At 71.3% G+C, this 15,274-nt stretch carries 24 protein-coding genes and 1 pseudogene; 19 read left to right on the top strand and 6 right to left on the bottom strand.

Going from position 1 to position 15,274, the window contains the following annotated elements; translation table 11 throughout:
• Positions 1-488, bottom strand: a pseudogene (locus L615_RS22450) (hypothetical protein); the annotation flags it as partial.
• A gap of 512 nt (positions 489-1,000) precedes the next feature.
• Between L615_RS22450 and L615_RS22445 the strand changes: the two are divergent.
• The 4 genes from L615_RS22445 to L615_RS22430 are packed head-to-tail and all read left to right on the top strand — an operon-like array spanning position 1,001 to position 3,520.
• Entirely contained in the window at positions 1,001-1,819 is an 819-nt protein-coding gene (locus L615_RS22445; protein WP_028656088.1) for a M57 family metalloprotease, read from the top strand.
• Between the two features lie 26 nt (positions 1,820-1,845).
• A complete protein-coding gene (locus tag L615_RS22440) occupies positions 1,846-2,076 on the top strand; it encodes a hypothetical protein (protein ID WP_145726529.1) in 231 nt (76 codons plus the stop codon).
• A 39-nt stretch (positions 2,077-2,115) separates the two neighbouring features.
• Positions 2,116-3,192, top strand: coding sequence for a redox-regulated ATPase YchF (gene ychF / locus L615_RS22435; RefSeq protein ID WP_028656090.1), 1,077 nt, complete (start codon positions 2,116-2,118; stop codon positions 3,190-3,192).
• A gap of 10 nt (positions 3,193-3,202) precedes the next feature.
• Positions 3,203-3,520, top strand: coding sequence for a hypothetical protein (locus tag L615_RS22430; protein WP_028656091.1), 318 nt, complete (start codon positions 3,203-3,205; stop codon positions 3,518-3,520).
• 61 nt (positions 3,521-3,581) lie between these two features.
• Here the strand turns inward: L615_RS22430 and L615_RS22425 are convergent, their stop codons facing one another.
• A complete protein-coding gene (locus tag L615_RS22425) occupies positions 3,582-4,772 on the bottom strand; it encodes a hypothetical protein (protein WP_145726528.1) in 1,191 nt (396 codons plus the stop codon).
• Positions 4,773-4,939: 167 nt separating this feature from the next.
• On the opposite strand from L615_RS22425, the gene L615_RS22420 reads away from it, so the two are divergent.
• A complete protein-coding gene (locus L615_RS22420) occupies positions 4,940-5,962 on the top strand; it encodes a Ku protein (RefSeq protein WP_145726527.1) in 1,023 nt (340 codons plus the stop codon).
• A 24-nt stretch (positions 5,963-5,986) separates the two neighbouring features.
• Here the strand turns inward: L615_RS22420 and L615_RS22415 are convergent, their stop codons facing one another.
• On the bottom strand, positions 5,987-6,214 hold the full coding sequence (locus tag L615_RS22415) for a hypothetical protein (RefSeq protein ID WP_145726526.1): 228 nt from the start codon (positions 6,212-6,214) through the stop codon (positions 5,987-5,989).
• A gap of 194 nt (positions 6,215-6,408) precedes the next feature.
• Here L615_RS22415 and L615_RS22410 point away from each other — a divergent pair, with 194 nt between their 5' ends.
• The 11 genes from L615_RS22410 to L615_RS22360 all read left to right on the top strand — a co-directional run bounded on the left by L615_RS22410 (position 6,409) and on the right by L615_RS22360 (position 12,501).
• Positions 6,409-6,900 (top strand): hypothetical protein, encoded by a 492-nt coding sequence (locus L615_RS22410; protein ID WP_145726525.1) that lies wholly within the window; start codon positions 6,409-6,411, stop codon positions 6,898-6,900.
• A gap of 121 nt (positions 6,901-7,021) precedes the next feature.
• Positions 7,022-7,756 (top strand): histone H1-like repetitive region-containing protein, encoded by a 735-nt coding sequence (locus L615_RS22405; protein ID WP_145726524.1) that lies wholly within the window; start codon positions 7,022-7,024, stop codon positions 7,754-7,756.
• A 5-nt stretch (positions 7,757-7,761) separates the two neighbouring features.
• Positions 7,762-9,012, top strand: a complete 1,251-nt coding sequence (locus L615_RS22400) for an SRPBCC family protein (protein WP_145726523.1) — start codon at positions 7,762-7,764, stop codon at positions 9,010-9,012.
• Positions 9,013-9,036: 24 nt separating this feature from the next.
• Positions 9,037-9,459 carry a gas vesicle protein GvpJ gene (gene gvpJ / locus L615_RS22395; RefSeq protein ID WP_145726522.1) on the top strand — a complete coding sequence of 141 codons (423 nt, stop codon included), beginning with the start codon at positions 9,037-9,039 and terminating at the stop codon, positions 9,457-9,459.
• A complete protein-coding gene (locus L615_RS22390; protein ID WP_145726521.1) occupies positions 9,459-10,238 on the top strand; it encodes a GvpL/GvpF family gas vesicle protein in 780 nt (259 codons plus the stop codon). Before gvpJ (L615_RS22395) ends, L615_RS22390 begins: the two co-directional genes overlap by 1 nt.
• Positions 10,229-10,474: a gas vesicle protein GvpG gene (locus L615_RS22385; protein ID WP_145726520.1), complete on the top strand. Its 246-nt coding sequence runs from the start codon at positions 10,229-10,231 to the stop codon at positions 10,472-10,474. Before L615_RS22390 ends, L615_RS22385 begins: the two co-directional genes overlap by 10 nt.
• Positions 10,467-10,850: a gas vesicle protein gene (locus L615_RS22380; RefSeq protein ID WP_145726519.1), complete on the top strand. Its 384-nt coding sequence runs from the start codon at positions 10,467-10,469 to the stop codon at positions 10,848-10,850. Before L615_RS22385 ends, L615_RS22380 begins: the two co-directional genes overlap by 8 nt.
• Complete coding sequence (locus L615_RS22375) at positions 10,847-11,203, top strand: gas vesicle protein (RefSeq protein WP_145726518.1); 357 nt, start codon at positions 10,847-10,849, stop codon at positions 11,201-11,203. Before L615_RS22380 ends, L615_RS22375 begins: the two co-directional genes overlap by 4 nt.
• The gene (locus L615_RS22370) at positions 11,196-11,966 is read left to right on the top strand and encodes a GvpL/GvpF family gas vesicle protein (protein WP_145726517.1); all 771 of its coding nucleotides are present in this window, start codon (positions 11,196-11,198) and stop codon (positions 11,964-11,966) included. Before L615_RS22375 ends, L615_RS22370 begins: the two co-directional genes overlap by 8 nt.
• Positions 11,963-12,196, top strand: coding sequence for a gas vesicle protein GvpJ (gene gvpJ / locus L615_RS22365; protein WP_145726516.1), 234 nt, complete (start codon positions 11,963-11,965; stop codon positions 12,194-12,196). The genes L615_RS22370 and gvpJ (L615_RS22365) overlap by 4 nt, the downstream gene beginning before the upstream one ends.
• Complete coding sequence (locus tag L615_RS22360; RefSeq protein ID WP_145726515.1) at positions 12,193-12,501, top strand: gas vesicle protein K; 309 nt, start codon at positions 12,193-12,195, stop codon at positions 12,499-12,501. The genes gvpJ (L615_RS22365) and L615_RS22360 overlap by 4 nt, the downstream gene beginning before the upstream one ends.
• A gap of 33 nt (positions 12,502-12,534) precedes the next feature.
• Here L615_RS22360 and bfr read toward each other — a convergent pair whose 3' ends face one another.
• Positions 12,535-13,023, bottom strand: a complete 489-nt coding sequence (bfr, locus tag L615_RS22355) for a bacterioferritin (protein WP_028656097.1) — start codon at positions 13,021-13,023, stop codon at positions 12,535-12,537.
• A 115-nt stretch (positions 13,024-13,138) separates the two neighbouring features.
• A complete protein-coding gene (locus tag L615_RS22350) occupies positions 13,139-13,342 on the bottom strand; it encodes a bacterioferritin-associated ferredoxin (protein ID WP_028656098.1) in 204 nt (67 codons plus the stop codon).
• Positions 13,343-13,422: 80 nt separating this feature from the next.
• Between L615_RS22350 and L615_RS22345 the strand changes: the two genes are divergently transcribed.
• Together L615_RS22345 and L615_RS23920 are read left to right on the top strand one after the other, a co-directional pair.
• A complete protein-coding gene (locus L615_RS22345; protein ID WP_222430669.1) occupies positions 13,423-13,851 on the top strand; it encodes a hypothetical protein in 429 nt (142 codons plus the stop codon).
• Positions 13,827-14,078, top strand: coding sequence for a hypothetical protein (locus L615_RS23920; RefSeq protein WP_222430668.1), 252 nt, complete (start codon positions 13,827-13,829; stop codon positions 14,076-14,078). Before L615_RS22345 ends, L615_RS23920 begins: the two co-directional genes overlap by 25 nt.
• An 8-nt stretch (positions 14,079-14,086) precedes the next feature.
• Here the strand turns inward: L615_RS23920 and L615_RS22340 are convergent, their stop codons facing one another.
• Complete coding sequence (locus tag L615_RS22340) at positions 14,087-14,701, bottom strand: LysE/ArgO family amino acid transporter (protein WP_261376827.1); 615 nt, start codon at positions 14,699-14,701, stop codon at positions 14,087-14,089.
• An 81-nt stretch (positions 14,702-14,782) separates the two neighbouring features.
• On the opposite strand from L615_RS22340, the gene L615_RS24530 reads away from it, so the two are divergent.
• A partial coding sequence (locus tag L615_RS24530; RefSeq protein WP_261376826.1) for an ArgP/LysG family DNA-binding transcriptional regulator occupies positions 14,783-15,274 on the top strand: 492 nt, incomplete at its 3' end.

The raw sequence follows: 15,274 nt of genomic DNA, 5'->3' as shown, positions 1-15,274 counted from the left end.
TGTTTCCAGCCGACGTCGTCGACGGCGGCTGCGAGCTGCCGGTCGACGAACTCGACGGCCTCGGGGGAGAGCGGGTGGGTGAGGTCCGCGATGCGCTGTGCCTTCCACGTGTCCACACGACCCGCGACCACGGCCCGGTAGAGGCGGGGCAGGCGCCAGGCGCACTCGATCACCTGGCCGACGTAGGCGCGTCCACTGATAGGGGAACGGCCGAGAACGGCGATGAGCTCCATCAACGCGAACTCCGACACCAGCGGTGCACCCGGACCGGCGATCGGGACGCCGGTGTCGACGACCCCGTCCAGCAACGTGGCTGCGCCCTCAGGCGACTCGACGACGTTCTGGTCAGCCCAGGCGACGATGGCGATCCACTCGTTGATCATCGCGGTGGTGCGGATCCGGGCTCCGGCGCGGAGCTCGGTGAACAGCTCGGCGACCGAGTGGCCGTCGTACTGCTCCRCCGAGGGAGCGCTGGTTCCGAGATCCATGACTGGATTCTTCCAGACACCGCCGACACTAAGGTGGTCCGAAAACCCGCCTGTGGACTGGGAAATCTCCCAGTTCTCTATCCACAGCCCGCCTCGAAGGCCCGGTGGTTTCGAGGCTCGGCGCTGGGGCGCCTCGCACCTCACCCACCGGGAGCCGGCGTCGCCTACGGGACCGCAGGCCGACCGCCGGACCCGCCACCCAACCAGCCTTCTCGTCGCTGCCTTTCGAGACTGTGCCGGCTGCGTGACTGCAACCTGCGGGGACCAGCCCGTCTCGTCCTACGCGACGGCACGCCGACCGCCGGCCCCGACCACCTACCCAGCCTCGTCGTCGCTGCCACTCCGACTGTGCCGACTACGCGACCCCAGCCCGCAAAGACCACCCCCGAAACCGTGGCTCACTTTCCTGCAGCCCCAGAGCCTGCGCATTTGTGAGCCGCAAGATCTCTTGTGGCTCACACCTCCACGGCGTTTCGATGTCGCCAATCCATTCTCGGGAGAAAGGTTCTTGGATGTTGTCTAGCCGGACCAGCAGGATTTCCGTCGGCATCGCGTGCCTGGCCGCCGCGTTCGCGGGGGCCACCGTCTCGGCGTCGGCCGCGGACAGTGACGCGACGGACGCCCCCACCTACCAGGAGTTCAAGGCCTCGACGTACGTCGACGTCGACGGTGCGTACGTCGTCAACGGCGACGAGGTGATCTCCAACGACGGCGCGCTCAAGAAGTTCTACGAGCAGATGGTGAAGCCGAAGTCGCAGAAGGACGGGCTCATCGTCAACCGGGTCAACGGTGCCGACGACAAGTGGAGCTCGTCGCAGGCGCTCAACCTGACCTACTGCGTCAGCACGAAGTTCGGCAGCCGGCACGGCGACATCGTGAACGCGATGAACGCCGGTGCGGCGCTGTGGGAGAACGCCACGTCGCGGGTCAACTTCGTCTACGTGTCGTCGCAGAACAGCAACTGCAACACCCGCAACAGCTCGGTGCTGTTCTCGGTCGAGCCGGTCAACACGACGCAGTACATCGCCCGGGCCTTCTTCCCGAGCACGCCCAAGCGGCAGCGCAACGTGCTGGTCGACGACTCCATCTGGAGCTCCGGCAACTGGGAGCCCGGCGACATCCTCGGCCACGAGCTCGGCCACGCCCTCGGGTTCCGCCACGAGCACACCCGGCCGGAGGCCGGCACGTGCTTCGAGGACAACAACTGGCGCCCGCTGACGCCGTACGACAGCAAGTCGATCATGCACTACCCGCAGTGCAACGGCAGCTCGTCCGACCTGGAGTTCCAGGCGAGCGACGCCGAAGGGATCCGGGCCCTCTACGGTTCGTGACCTCCCCGACGGGGCAGGTGGACGACATGGCGCAGTCCACCCGCCCCGTCACCGGGGCCGTCGTGACCGGCCTGCTCGTCGTCCTCGGCGGGTTCCAGGTGCTCCTGCTGCTCAGCGTGCTGCGGGCGTGGCTGGGACCCGCCGAGGACGACCCGCACGGGTACAGGCTCATCCTCGGCACGGTGTGCCTGCTGGCCACCGCCCCGGCGACCCTGCTCCTGTGGAGCGCCCGCAAGCGGCTGCGGGCCCGTCGCTGATTCATCGCCACCCGTCGTACGGCCATAGAATCGCGCCCCGTGGCACTCACCATCGGAATCGTCGGGCTCCCGAACGCGGGCAAGTCGACGCTCTTCAACGCGCTGACCAAGAACGACGTCCTCGCGGCGAACTACCCGTTCGCCACCATCGAGCCCAACGTGGGCGTGGTGGGCGTGCCCGACCCGCGCCTGGCAAAGCTTGCCGAGATCTTCGGCTCCGAGCGGATCCTCCCGGCCACCGTGGAGTTCGTCGACATCGCCGGCATCGTGCGCGGCGCCTCGCAGGGCGAGGGCCTCGGCAACAAGTTCCTCGCCCACATCCGCGAGTCCGCGGCGATCTGCCAGGTGACCCGCGTCTTCCGTGACGAGGACGTCACCCACGTCGACGGCGAGGTCAACCCCGGCAACGACATCTCCACGATCCAGACCGAGCTGATCTTCGCCGACCTCGAGACGGTCGAGAAGGCGGTCGTGCGACTCGAGAAGGAGTCGCGGAAGAACAAGGACCTCGTCGCGAACCTCGAGGCCGCCAAGGCCGCGAAGGAGGCGCTGGAGGCCGGTACGCCGATCATCTCCACCGACATCGACCGGTCCCTGCTGCGCGAGCTCTCCCTGCTCACGGCCAAGCCGTTCATCTACGTCTTCAACTGCGACGCCGACGAGCTGCAGGACGAGGAGCTCAAGACCCGGATGCGCGAGCTCGTCGCGCCCGCCGAGGCGATCTTCCTCGACGCGAAGTTCGAGTCCGAGCTGATCGAGCTCGACGACGAGGAGGCCGCGGAGTTCCTGGCCGAGGCGGGTGTCACCGAGCCCGGCCTCGAGGTCCTCGCCCGCGTCGGCTTCGACACCCTCGGCCTCCAGACCTACCTCACCGCGGGCCCGAAGGAGGCGCGCGCGTGGACCATCCCCAAGGGCGCCACCGCCCCGCAGGCCGCCGGTGTCATCCACACCGACTTCGAGAAGGGCTTCATCAAGGCCGAGGTCGTCTCCTTCGACGACCTGGTCGAGGCCGGCTCGATGGCCAAGGCCAAGGAGGCCGGCAAGGTCCGCATGGAGGGCAAGGACTACGTCATGGCCGACGGCGACGTCGTGGAGTTCCGCTTCAATAAGTCGTGAGGAGACGGTCGTGGCGCGCCGGATCATGTTCGTTCAGTTGAAGACCGGATACGACGTCGATCGTGGGCCGTCGTGGATCGGCTGGGTGGACTTCAACCGCTCGTGGGGTACCGCTCGCTTCCAAGGACGGGAACTGCGCCGGGCGCCCGGGTTCGACAGCAACTTCTACGATGTCGCGACCGGCGAAGAGTTCTGGCTCTCTGGGCCGAAGCGCGACCGTACAGACACGCGCTATGGCCCCGCGACAACAGTGGTCGAGGACGACGCTCGTGAGGCGTACGAGTCGTTCCTTGACGGTGCCCCGCTCCCGGGACGCGAACGTGGCTGACATCTACGCGGTCGAGTTCCGCTTCAACGTCTGACCGGGCCGCGGGCGGCGGGGCTCACTGTCAGCGCAGCTCGGACCGCATCCGGTGCTCGACGACGGCGCCGGTGACCTCGCCGCGGTAGTCACGACCCGGCTCGCCGCCGCGGCGGAAGAGGTCGCGGGCGTAGTAGGGCGAGGTGTCCTCGTAGGGCGCGCTCATGTGGATCGCCTCGGCGAGCCGCTGCAGGTAGGCGTGGCCGCCGGTCCGCCAGGCCTCGCGCTCGGTGGCGTCGAGCTCTACCAGCGCGGAGTCGTCGATGACGGCGCTGTAGGAGTAGCGCGCGTCGAGGTAGAGCCGTTCGCCCTCGGCGAGGAGGAACCAGGCTGCCGGCTCGTGGTCGACCACGGTCAGCGCCCGGCGAGCCTTGGTGACGCGGTCCGGGCTGCCCCACCGCTCGACCGGCGGGACCGCGGCCAGTGGTCGGCGCTGGGCCTCGGCGCGGCTGACCCAGGTGAAGGTGGGGGCGGCGTCGCGGTGGAGGGTCAGGCAGGCGGTGCGGGCGCAGGTGCGGCACGTCAGCTGGCTCTCGACGACGTCCATCAACCCCGAGGCGTGCAGGGGCGGCACGTCGTCCAGCGGCACCCGGCCCGGCTCCTCCTCGACCTTGCCCGCCTCGACGGCGTCCCGCATCCGGGCTAGGGCCGCGTCGACGTCGAGGCCTCCCCGGTCGTCGAGCACAGCCAGCGTCGAACAGGCCGGGCACTCGTCGGCGTCGGGCGCCAGTGCCAGCCCCGGCCGGTCGAGGGTGACGACGATGGTGGCGAGGTTGCCGCGCTCCTTCCAGCCACCCCCGTGGGGACCCGCGAACCGCAGCTGCGCGAAGGCCCGCCCGACCGGGACGTACGGCGACCTGATCCCGGCGAACCTCGCCTTGCGCCGGAACGCGCGCTCGAGGTCCTTCAGGCTCGCGTCGTTCCCGGTCCGCGGCAGCCAGCTGGACAGGTCGACGACGCCACCGCCCTCAACCGGGCGCAGGTGCAGGAGCACGCCGACCACCACGTCGTCGTGCAGCACGACCTCGACCCCGCTCGCGAAGCGCAGCTTGCGCACCTGCACGGCCGGAACACCGAGCCCGTGCTCGACGACCTGGTCCGCCGCCCCACCCGCGGCGTCGAGGAGCCGTCGCGCCGCCTCGTCGGAGCTGCGCGCACCCAGCGCGTCGACGACGATGCCCAGGCGGCCGCGCGGGCTACGCTCGTCCGTGCCGGTCACGTCCGAAGCCTAGCGAGCAGGACGGGCCCGGACGGGGGCACCGGCGGCTCTGCGCCCGCCGCGACGTCGAGGACCTCCTCGCCAGCGCCGCGCGGCGTACTCCCTGACGGCACGGGTACCTCGGGGACGACTGACCGCGGCCGCGGTCGGGGACGAGGAGGAATGGCGTGGCACGGTCGATCTGGTCGGGGTCGTTGTCCTTCGGACTGGTCAACGTGCCGGTCGGGCTCTACTCGGCGACCCAGGCGCACGAGGTGCACTTCCACCAGTTCGAGGAGGGGACCTCGTCACGGATCCGCTACAAGCGGGTCAACGAGGACACAGGGGACGAGGTCTCCTACGGCGACATCGTGAAGGGGGCGGAGGTCGACGACGGTGAGTACGTCATGCTCACCCAGGAGGAGCTCGAGTCGGTCGAGCCCGGCAAGAGCCGCACCATCGACATCAGCGACTTCGTCGACGCTGCGGAGATCGACCCGATCTACTTCCAGAAGAGCTACTACCTCGCACCCTCCGACGAGGCAGCGAAGAAGGCCTACGCGCTGCTCGCCGGCGCGATGGCGAAGGCCGAGCGGATCGGGATCGCGACCTTCGTGATGCGCGGCAAGCAGTACCTCGCCGCCGTACGGCCCAAGGACAACGTGCTGGTGCTGGAGACGATGTACTTCGCCGACGAGGTCCGCGACCCGGCCGAGCAGCTCGACAACCTGCCGCAGCGCGCGGCCAGCCGCGGCAAGGACCTGCAGATGGCGGTCGACCTCGTCGAGGCGCTCACCACGACGTGGGATCCGGAGAACTACCGCGACACCTACACCGACCGGGTCGAGGAGCTCGTCGAGGCGAAGAAGAAGGACCGCGTCGTCGTCGCCGAGCGCGACCCCGAGGCCGCCGGCGACAAGGTGGTCGACCTGCTCACCGCCTTGCAGCAGTCCATCGAGGGCAGCAAGAAGCACCGTCCCGGCAACAAGCGTGCGGGCGGGAAGCTCGAGACCCGCGAGAGGGAAGCCGCCGACGTCGACCTGGCCGACCTCACCAAGAAGGAGCTCGACGCGCTCGCGAAGGAGCTCGACGTCAAGGGACGCTCGAGGATGACCGCGGCCCAGCTCCGCACGGCCATCGGCAAGGCGCGGGACGACGCCGGCTCGACGAAGCAGTCGAAGCAGTCGAAGCAGTCCAGGAAGGCCAGCTGACCGGCTCCGTCCCGTGCCCGGCCGTCAGCGGGTGTCGGCGAGCGAGGCCAGCCGGGCCAGCATGGTCACGCTCGGGTACGTCGTCTCGCTGATCTTCTGCATCAGGACTGCTGCGTAGGCCGGCACCTCGTCCGGTGTCAGCAGGTCCTGGAGCAGCTCCATCATCGGGATCGACGGGAAGCGGTCCTCGGCGACCTTCTCGAGCAGCAGGTCGACGATCCGGGCGCGCGTGTCGTCGTCGGTGTCAGGCATCAGGTTCCCCCCTCGTGGACTCCCTCCGGCCCAGCCCGGTACCCCGCCGTACCGGTCGGATGCCCGATTCCGCGAAAAAGCACTTCCGGGGCAACGTGGATTGGACCAATCTGGGTACATCACGACTGTTCGCCGAAGGGGGGCGAGTGGTGCGGTTGTCCGGGAGGGCCGCAGCGTCCGGCAGCTGGCGGGCGGTGCCATCCCTCACGATCTGGGTCTACGACTCCACGCTGGGCGCAGCCGCTGGCGAGGTCCGGTTCAAGGAGCTCGTGCGGCGCGGTGCCGTGCTGGTCACCGACGCGGTGACCGTGACCTGGGTGAAGGGGACCCACCGGCCGCACGTCGGCCACCTGCGTCGCCGCTCCGCACAGCTGGACGGCTCGCTGCTGGGCGGGCTGGTCGACCTGCTCGCCGACGACGGACCGGAGGGTGACCGCCGCGTCGCCGACCTCGCCCGGCGCCTCGCCGGCACCGGCATCGACCAGGGGATGCTGGACCAGGCGCGGTGCGCGCTCGCGCCCGGTACGTCGGCGCTGCTGGTCCTCGCGCGCGACGTCGACCTGGCTGTCGTACGACCCATCGTCGAGCGGGGGCGCACCCGCCGCGACGTGGTGATGGTCCACGCCGACCTGACGGCCGAGACCGTCGACCTGCTCCGCGACGCCGTGCAGGGCTCATCCCGCTGATCCGCGGGAATTGTGGCGCGGGCCACATTCATCCCGATTGTGCCCCGGGTGGCGGGGTACATCGCAGCGCAGGGAGGGGACCGCGACCTGCGCTCGGGGGGAGTGCATCGCGGTCTGGGAGATGTCTGCCAATTCCAAGATCGCCCTGGCTGTTGCCGGGGGCTACCTGTTGGGTCGGACGAAGAAGCTGCGGCTGGCGGTGTCGCTCGCCGGGATGCTCGCGGGCAAGAAGCTCGCCAGCAACCGGGAGCTGCTCGCGCAGGGTGCGGAGCTCATCGAGAACACCCCGCAGCTCAAGGAGCTGCAGGGGCAGCTGACCGGCCGGCTCGTCGACGTCGCGAAGGAAGCGGCCATGGTCGCTGCGGCGTCCCGCGTCGAGTCGCTCACCCGGTCGCTGCAACCAGGCGAGGACGAACCCGACGACGAACCCGAGGACGAGCCCGACGACGAGGACGAGCCGGAGGACGAGGCGGAGCCGGACGAGCCCGACGAGTCCGACGAGCCCGAGGAGCCGGAGGACGAGGCCGAGGAGCCGGAGGACGAGGCCGAGCCGGAGGAGCCGCCGCGGCGCCGCCGCTCCGCGCGCAAGAGCTCGTCCAGCCGCAAGGCCCCGGCGAAGAAGGCTGCGAGCAAGAAGGCCGAGCCGCGCAAGGCGCCCGCGAAGAAGGCGCCGGCGAAGAAGGCCGCTGCCAAGAAGACCGCTGCCAAGAAGACCGCGAGCAAGCGGTCGCCCGCGAAGAAGTCGGCCGCCCGGAAGGCGCCGGCGAAGAAGGCGGCAGCGAAGAAGGCTCCGGTGAAGAAGTCCACCTCGGGTCGCGCGACGAAGAAGTCGTCGTCGTCCCGCTCCGGGAGGTGAGCCCGATGGGTTCGAGCGGAAGCAGCAGGCTCGCCAGCGCCGGCGGTGAGCTGTTCCAGGCCCTCGCCGGCAAGGCCGCGGGCTCGGTGTCCGACCGCATCGGCGGCCTGACCGACCGGCTCGAGGACATGGCGAACGGCGTCACGTCCTCCGACGACTCCGACGGCGGGTCCGGCGGGTCCGGGCTCGGCGACAAGATCAAGGGCGCGGCGACGATGGCCAAGGGCGTCGTCAAGGACAAGGTCCCCGGGCTGGGTGGGGACTCGGGCTCCTCGTCCGGCTCGTCCAAGGGGACCAAGGCCACCAACATCATCGAGGACATCGACGTCGGTGTGCCGGTGCGCGTGGCCTACGACCAGTGGACCGAGTTCGGCGGGTTCCCGAGCTTCATGAAGAAGGTCGAGAAGGTCGAGGCCGAGGAGGACAACAAGGTCACCTGGAAGGCCCAGATCGTGTGGTCGCACCGCACCTGGGAGGCCACCATCCTCGAGCAGGTCCCCGACGAGCGCATCGTGTGGCGCTCCAAGGGCAACAAGGGCCACGTCGACGGCGCGGTCACCTTCCACGAGCTGGGGCCGAACCTGACCCGGATCCTCGTGGTGCTCGAGTACCACCCCCAGGGCCTCTTCGAGCGCACCGGGAACATCTGGCGGGCGCAGGGCCGTCGCGCCCGTGCCGAGCTCAAGCACTTCCGGCGCCACGTCATGACGAACACCGTGCTCGACACGGACGAGATCGAGGGCTGGCGCGGCACGATCCTGGACGGCGAGGTCGTGCAGACGCACGAGGAGGCGCTCGAGGAGGAGGAGCAGTCGCAGGCCGACGAGTCCGGTGACGAGCAGGGTGACGAGCCGGATGACGAGGGCTACGACGAGGACGCGGACCTCGACGACGAGGACGCGGACGAACCGGACGAGGACGAGCCCGAGGACGAGTACTCCGACGAGGACGAGTCCGAGGACGAACCCGAGGACGAGGACGAGTACTCCGACGAGGACGAGGCGGAGGACGAGCCTGAGGAAGAGCCCGAGGACCTCGAGGACGAGCCGGCCGAGGACGAGCCCGAGGACGAGTACTCCGACGAGGAGGACGAGCCCGAGGAGGAGCCCGAGGACCTCGAGGACGAGGAGCCGGAGGACGAGCCCGAGGACGACGACCAGTACGACGACGAGGAGCCCGAGGACGAGGAGGAGCCCGAGGACGAGGAGTCCGACGAGCGCCCGCGTGCCCGGTCCCGTCGCAAGCGGGCGAGCTGAGCCCGAGGAAGCAGGAGGCATCCCATGACCGTCCAGACACACCAGCGCAGCGGTGGCGGCTACCTCGAGCGGCCCGCGCCCAGCGGGCTCGCCGACGTCATCGACTCCATCCTCGACAAGGGGATCGTGATCGACGCCTACGTCCGGGTCTCCCTGGTGGGCATCGAGCTGCTCACCATCGACGCCCGGATCGTGATCGCCAGCGTCGACACCTACCTCCGGTTCGCGGAGGCCACCAACCGCCTCGACCTCTACGAGCACGGGGGCAAGGACCTCGGCGAGATGGTCCACGACCTGCAGAGCTCGGGCGCCGCGGGCAAGGCCAAGGGCGCGGTCGAGGGCGTCAAGCGCGCCATCACCGGCAGCAAGGACGATGACGACGACGACGAGAAGGAGCGCCGGCCGGCGAAGAAGACCGCGAGCCGGCGGCGCTCCGAGTCCCGCTGATGGGCGCCCGGCTGGCCCCCGCACCGCCGGGGGTGCAGGCCGAGGACGCCGACCTCGTGGTGTTCGGTGTCGTGCCTGCCGGCGACGACGCTGACGACGTCGGTGGGGCCGTCGACGACCCGGACGTCGGCCTGGTCGTCGGCGACGGCGTGGCTGCGGTGGTCGCCCCGGTCCGGGCGGGGTTCTCCCGCCCGCGGCGGGCGGACCTGCTGCGCCACCACGCCGTGCTCGACGCGCTGGTCGCCAGCGGCGCGGTGGCCCCGGTCCGGTTCGGGACCGTGCTTCCCGACGAGGCCGCCGTCGCCGGCTTCCTCGCCGAGCAGCGCGACCCGTTGCGTGCCGTCCTCGAGCGCCTCGCCGGTCGACGCCAGCACAACCTGCGGGTCGAGCACGTCGAGGAGGCCGTCCTGGCCGACCTCGTCGCCCGCGACCAGGAGGTCCGCCGGTTGCGGGAGCGCACCCGCGACCTGCCCGAGGAGGCGTCGTACCGCGACCGGGTGCGGCTCGGCGAGCTCGTCGCGCACGCGCTGGAGCAGCGCAGCGCCGAGGCTGCCGTGGTCGTGCTCGACGCGATCGCCGGGCTGGCCGAGGTGCGGGTGCGGCGCGAGCCGTCCGCCACCCAGGCTGTCGACGCGGCGCTGCTCGTCGACGTCGAGCGGGAGCAGGAGCTCGTCGACCGTCTCGAGGAGCTCGCCGCCGAGCACCACGAGGTGCTGCGCGTGCGCCTGGTCGGCCCGATGGCGCCGTACGACTTCGCAGGGGACGTGCCATGGGCCTGATCACCGGGATCCTCACGCTGCCGCTGGCGCCGCTGCGCGGCACGCTCGCGGTCGCCGACCAGGTGCTGCGGCACGCCGAGGACCAGTACTACGACCCCGAGCTGATCCGGCGCGAGCTCGAGGAGGTCGACCGTCTGCGCCAGGACGGGGCGATCGACGAGGAGGCCGCCGAAGCCTGGGAGGACGGGCTGATCGAGCGGCTGATGACCGGGCAGGAGCGCAGCAGGCATGGCTGAGCAGGAACGCAGCGCCACGAAGGGCACGGCGAGGAAGACCGCGAAGAAGGCGCCCGCGAAGGCCTCGTCGGGCAACACCCGGAAGCGCACGCAGCCGAGCAGCCGGGGGCCGGAGCGGCTGTCCGGTCCCAGGGCCGCCGCCCGCGGCGCCCAGCAGCTCGTCGAGCTCACCGGCCGTGAGCTCGAGGGGGTCGTCGGGCTGAGCAGCGACGGCGACGGCTGGAGCGTGCAGGTGGAGGTCGTCGAGATGCGGCGCATCCCCAGCACGACCGACGTGCTCGCGATCTACGAGGTCGACCTGGACGGCGCTGGCGACATGCAGTCCTACCGCCGGCTCGACCGTTACCTGCGCGGAGCGGCAGGGGAGGGGCGATGACCGAGACCAGCGCGTCACCTGCGACCCGCATCCAGCAGACCGGTCCGGTGAGCCGTCACGGCTCCGAGCCGGCGTCGCTGGCCGACATCCTCGAGCGGGTCCTCGACAAGGGCATCATCATCGCCGGCGACATCCGGGTGAACCTGCTCGACATCGAGCTGCTGACGATCAAGCTGCGCCTGCTCGTCGTCTCGGTCGACAAGGCCGAGGAGATGGGCATCGACTGGTGGCGCCACGACCCGATGCTGACCGTCAAGGAGCGCGGCATGGCCGAGGAGAACCTCGAGCTGCGCCGCCGGGTCGCCGAGCTCGAGGGGCGCGACCCCGACGAGGAGGAGGCGCGCGATGACTGACGCAGCCCCCGCGACGGCGCGCTACCTGTACGCCGTGTGCCGTGGCCTCGATGCCTCCGTGCTGACCGGAGTGGCCGCCATGTGCGGCGGCCGGCTCGAGCTGGTCGAGCACCGCGACCTGCTGGCGGTGGTGTCCACGGTGCCGATGGCGGAGTTCGGCGAGGAGCCGTTGCGGCGGCACCTGGAGGACATCGGCTGGCTGGAGGACACCGTCCGCATCCACGACGACGTCGTGCGCACCGTCGCCTCGCGCGTGCCGACCGCCCCGATGCGGCTGGCCACGATCTGCTTCGACGACGACGCGGTCCGTGCCCGCCTGCGGGAGTGGTACGTCGACCTGCTGCACGTCCTCGACCGGATCGAGGGTTGCGCCGAGTGGAGCGTCAAGGTGGTCTCGCTGCCCGCCGAGGAGGCCGTCGAGGAGCGGGAGCCGGTGCTGACCGGCGCCGACTACCTGCGCCGCAAGAAGGCGCAGGCCGAGCAGCGCTCGACCCGCGAGGAGTCCGCCGCCGAGGTCGCCCGCGACGTCCACGAGGCGCTCGTGCTGCTGTCCCGCGCCAGCCGCATGCTGCCCGCCCAGGACCCGCGGTTGTCCGGGCACCGCGGCACGATGGTGCTCAACGCCGCCTACCTGGTGCCCGAGGAGGAGCAGGCCGCCTTCGCCGCGCTCGTCGAGCGGCTCGGGGCGGGCGACGCCCGGGTGGTCGTCGACGGGCGGGGGCCGTGGCCGCCGTACTCCTTCGCGATGCTGGAGGCGTCGTGACTGCAGCCCCTGCGCCTCCGGCACCCGCGCCGGCCCGCACGTCCCGCGACCTCGCGCCTGTCGCGTTGGTCGACCTGCTCGACCGGCTGCTCGGGACCGGGGTGGTCGTCGCGGGTGACGTCGTGGTGTCGCTGGCGGGCGTGGACCTCGTGGAGATCCGGCTGCACCTGCTCATCTCCTCGGTCCGCGCGGAGATGGCGGAGCGACAGCGGGCGGGGGCCGGGCGATGAGCGTCGACCAGGCACGACCCGGCCGGCACCGCGCCGTCGTGCCCCAGCGGCTCGAGACCGACGCCGAGGCGGTCGAGCGCGACCTGCTCAAGCTCGTGCTGACCGTCGTGGAGCTGGTCCGGAGCCTGATGGAGAAGCAGGCCCTGCGCCGCGTCGACGAGGGCGACCTCACCGACGCGCAGGTCGAGGAGCTGGGCACCGGCCTGATGCACCTCGAGCGGGCGATGGACCAGCTCAAGGAGCGCTACGGGCTCACCACCGAGGACCTCAACATCGACCTCGGTCCGCTCGGCACCCTGCTCTGAGGCCCGATCCGTCGTACGGCGGCGGGCGGTGCGTCAGCCCGGGCCCTCGCCAGAGGCGATCTGCTGGGCGAGGTACTGCTGCAGGCCCACCCGGGCGATCGCGTCGAGCTGGCTCTCGAACCAGTCGGCGTGCTTCTCCTCGTCGCGCACCATCTCCTCGAAGACCGAGGCGGTGCCGTGGTCGCCGAGGTCGTGGCACTCCTTGGCCGAGGCGTTGAACTGGGCGACCGCCTGCCGCTCGCTCGCCAGCGCGAGCTCGAGCATCTCGTCGGCGGACTCGCCCACCTGGATGGCGCCGAGGCGCTGCACGTTGGGGTGGCCGTCGAACATCAGGATGCGGTTGATCAGGTCGTCGGCGTCGCGCATCTCGTCGATGGAGAGGTCGTAGAACACCTTGCCCAGCTTCGGCAGGCCCCAGTTGTCGAGCATCCGGGCGTGCAGGAAGTAGGTGTTGGTGACCGTGAGCTCGAAGGTGAGCGCCTCGTTGAGGAGGTCGACGACGCGGGGATCCACTGGCTGCATGAAGCACCTCGGATGGTGGGGAGTCGGTACGCCGATGCTGGCACAGCACACCCTGGGTGAGGCCAGACTCAGTTGCGGCCGGCTTGTCGCGGGGCCCGGAGCGGTCCCGGACGGCTCAGCTCGCCGCGCCGTCGGCCTGCAGGTGCGCGCACTCCTGCACGTGGTGGCGCACGACCTGGGCCTTGACGGAGAAGATGCAGGACCCGCAGTCCTGGGCGGCGCCGGTGGAGCGGCAGACCGCCGCGACCGTGCGCGCACCGTCGGCCAGGGCAGCATCGACGTCACGGTCCGTGACGACGCGGCACTGGCAGACGATCATGTGGATAGGTTAGCCGAACCTAAGCAACTCTCGAAACGGGCGTCTCACGCCCGGGAACACCCCCGGATAGGGTCGGCGCCGTGACCGTGACGATCGCCGAGCTCCACGTCGCCGACACCCCGGAGGTGTGGCGGGCCGCGGGGTTCGCCGTGGCCGACGGTGGCACCTGCCGGATCGGGAGCGTGACGGTGCGCCTGCTCGGGCCGGACGCCGGCCGGGGGGTCGTGGGCTGGACCCTGTCCTGCCGGGGGGCCAACGACGGGCAGCAGCGGCCGGCAGACGTCGACGGGGTCCCGACGACGTGGGTCGAGGGCGCGGTCCCGCCGGCCGGGGAGGTGCCGCCGCACCCCAACGGTGCGCAGTACGTCGACCACGTCGTCCTGCTCTCGCCGACCTCGCGCGAACCGTCGCCGCGCTGCGCGAGGCGGGCCTCGAGCCGCGCCGCGAGCGTGACGGCGAGCTCGGCGGACGTGCCGTGCGGCAGGTGTTCTACCGGCTCGGCGAGGTGATCCTCGAGCTCGTCGGGTCGCCCGACCAGGCGGGGGAGGGGCCGGCGCGGATCTGGGGCCTCACCCACACCGTCGCGGACGTCGACGCGGCGGCGGCGCTGCTCGGCGAGCACGCCGGTCCGGTCAAGGACGCCGTCCAGCCGGGGCGCCGGATCACCACGCTGCGCACCCGCGAGCTGGGCATGTCGGTGCGCACGGCGCTCATCTCGCCGCACGTGAAGGCCTGACGCCGCGGTCAGCCGGTCGCGAGCTTCACCGCCACCGCGACCATGGTCACCGCGATCGCGACCTCCAGCACCTGCCAGGCCCGGGGCCGGGCGAGCAGGGGGGCGAGCAGGCGGGCGCCGAAGCCGAGGCCGCAGAACCACACGATGCTGCCGAGGACCGCGCCCGCGCCGAACCACCAGCGACCCGCCTCGCTCCCGCCGTCGTGGGCGGCGGCGATCGAGCCGATGAGGAGCACGGTGTCGAGGTAGACGTGCGGGTTGAGCCAGGTCAGCGCGACCGTGCGGGCGAGGACGCCGCCGAGCGCCTCGCTGTCGTTGCCGTTGCGGGGTGCGAGGGACTCGGGGTGCCGGGCGCGGCGCAGCGAGCTGGCGGCGTACCAGAGCAGGAAGGCGACGCCGAGCCAGCGGACGACCTCGACCACCCAGCCCGCCCGGTCGACGAGCGTGCCGATCCCGGCGACGCCGGCGGCGATCAGCACGGCGTCGGACAGTGCACACACCGCGACCACCGGACCGACGTGCGAGCGCCGGAGTCCCTGACGCAGGACGAACGCGTTCTGTGCGCCGATCGCGACGATGAGGGACAGGCCGGTCGCGAGGCCGGCTGCGGCGGGGGTGATCACGGCCCCGACCGTAGGCACCCGGTCAGGTGCAGGCCAGCGAATGTTCCTGAGGATCATGAAGCGTCGCTTAACCTCGGTCGCATGCGCTTCGACCCGGTCCAGCTCGAGACGTTGCTCGCGATCTCCGAGGAGGGCACCTTCGAGGCGGCCGCCCGCCGGCTGCACGTCACGCCCAGTGCGGTGAGCCAGCGGGTGCGAGCCCTCGAGCACGCCGCCGGCCAGGTCCTCGTCGCCCGTACGACGCCGTGCGTGCTCACGCCGGCGGGGGAACCCCTCGTGCGGCTGGGGCGGCAGCTGCGCCTGCTGGCCGGGGAGGCTGCCGCGGCCCTGGGTGCCAGCGACGTCGTCGAGCTGGCGGTGGCGGTCAACGCCGACTCGCTGGCGACGTGGTGGCGCCCGGTGCTGCGCGACGTGGCGGCGATGCCCGGGGCCGCGCTGCGGCTCCGGATCGAGGACCAGGCCTACTCCCACGACCTGCTGCGCCGGGGTGACGTGCTGGCCGTGGTGACCCACGAGGCCGCGCCTGTGCAGGGCTGCTCGGTCGAGCCCCTGGGCCGGCTGCGCTACACGCCG

The sequence above is a fragment of the Nocardioides sp. J9 genome (assembly GCF_007829375.1).
In the GTDB taxonomy this organism is placed as follows: domain Bacteria; phylum Actinomycetota; class Actinomycetes; order Propionibacteriales; family Nocardioidaceae; genus Nocardioides.
This window is presented reverse-complemented; position numbering and strand designations above follow the sequence as displayed.

Bases quoted from the DNA above. Each gene is read 5' to 3' on its own strand.
- L615_RS22445 (WP_028656088.1), top strand. From the start codon at position 1,001: ATGTTGTCTAGCCGGACCAGCAGGATTTCCGTCGGCATCGCGTGCCTG.
- L615_RS22440 (WP_145726529.1), top strand. From the start codon at position 1,846: ATGGCGCAGTCCACCCGCCCCGTCACCGGGGCCGTCGTGACCGGCCTG.
- L615_RS22415 (WP_145726526.1), bottom strand. From the start codon at position 6,214: ATGCCTGACACCGACGACGACACGCGCGCCCGGATCGTCGACCTGCTG.
- L615_RS22405 (WP_145726524.1), top strand. From the start codon at position 7,022: ATGTCTGCCAATTCCAAGATCGCCCTGGCTGTTGCCGGGGGCTACCTG.
- L615_RS22400 (WP_145726523.1), top strand. From the start codon at position 7,762: ATGGGTTCGAGCGGAAGCAGCAGGCTCGCCAGCGCCGGCGGTGAGCTG.
- gvpJ (WP_145726522.1), top strand. From the start codon at position 9,037: ATGACCGTCCAGACACACCAGCGCAGCGGTGGCGGCTACCTCGAGCGG.
- L615_RS22390 (WP_145726521.1), top strand. From the start codon at position 9,459: ATGGGCGCCCGGCTGGCCCCCGCACCGCCGGGGGTGCAGGCCGAGGAC.
- L615_RS22385 (WP_145726520.1), top strand. From the start codon at position 10,229: ATGGGCCTGATCACCGGGATCCTCACGCTGCCGCTGGCGCCGCTGCGC.
- L615_RS22380 (WP_145726519.1), top strand. From the start codon at position 10,467: ATGGCTGAGCAGGAACGCAGCGCCACGAAGGGCACGGCGAGGAAGACC.
- L615_RS22375 (WP_145726518.1), top strand. From the start codon at position 10,847: ATGACCGAGACCAGCGCGTCACCTGCGACCCGCATCCAGCAGACCGGT.
- L615_RS22370 (WP_145726517.1), top strand. From the start codon at position 11,196: ATGACTGACGCAGCCCCCGCGACGGCGCGCTACCTGTACGCCGTGTGC.
- L615_RS22360 (WP_145726515.1), top strand. From the start codon at position 12,193: ATGAGCGTCGACCAGGCACGACCCGGCCGGCACCGCGCCGTCGTGCCC.
- bfr (WP_028656097.1), bottom strand. From the start codon at position 13,023: ATGCAGCCAGTGGATCCCCGCGTCGTCGACCTCCTCAACGAGGCGCTC.
- L615_RS22350 (WP_028656098.1), bottom strand. From the start codon at position 13,342: ATGATCGTCTGCCAGTGCCGCGTCGTCACGGACCGTGACGTCGATGCT.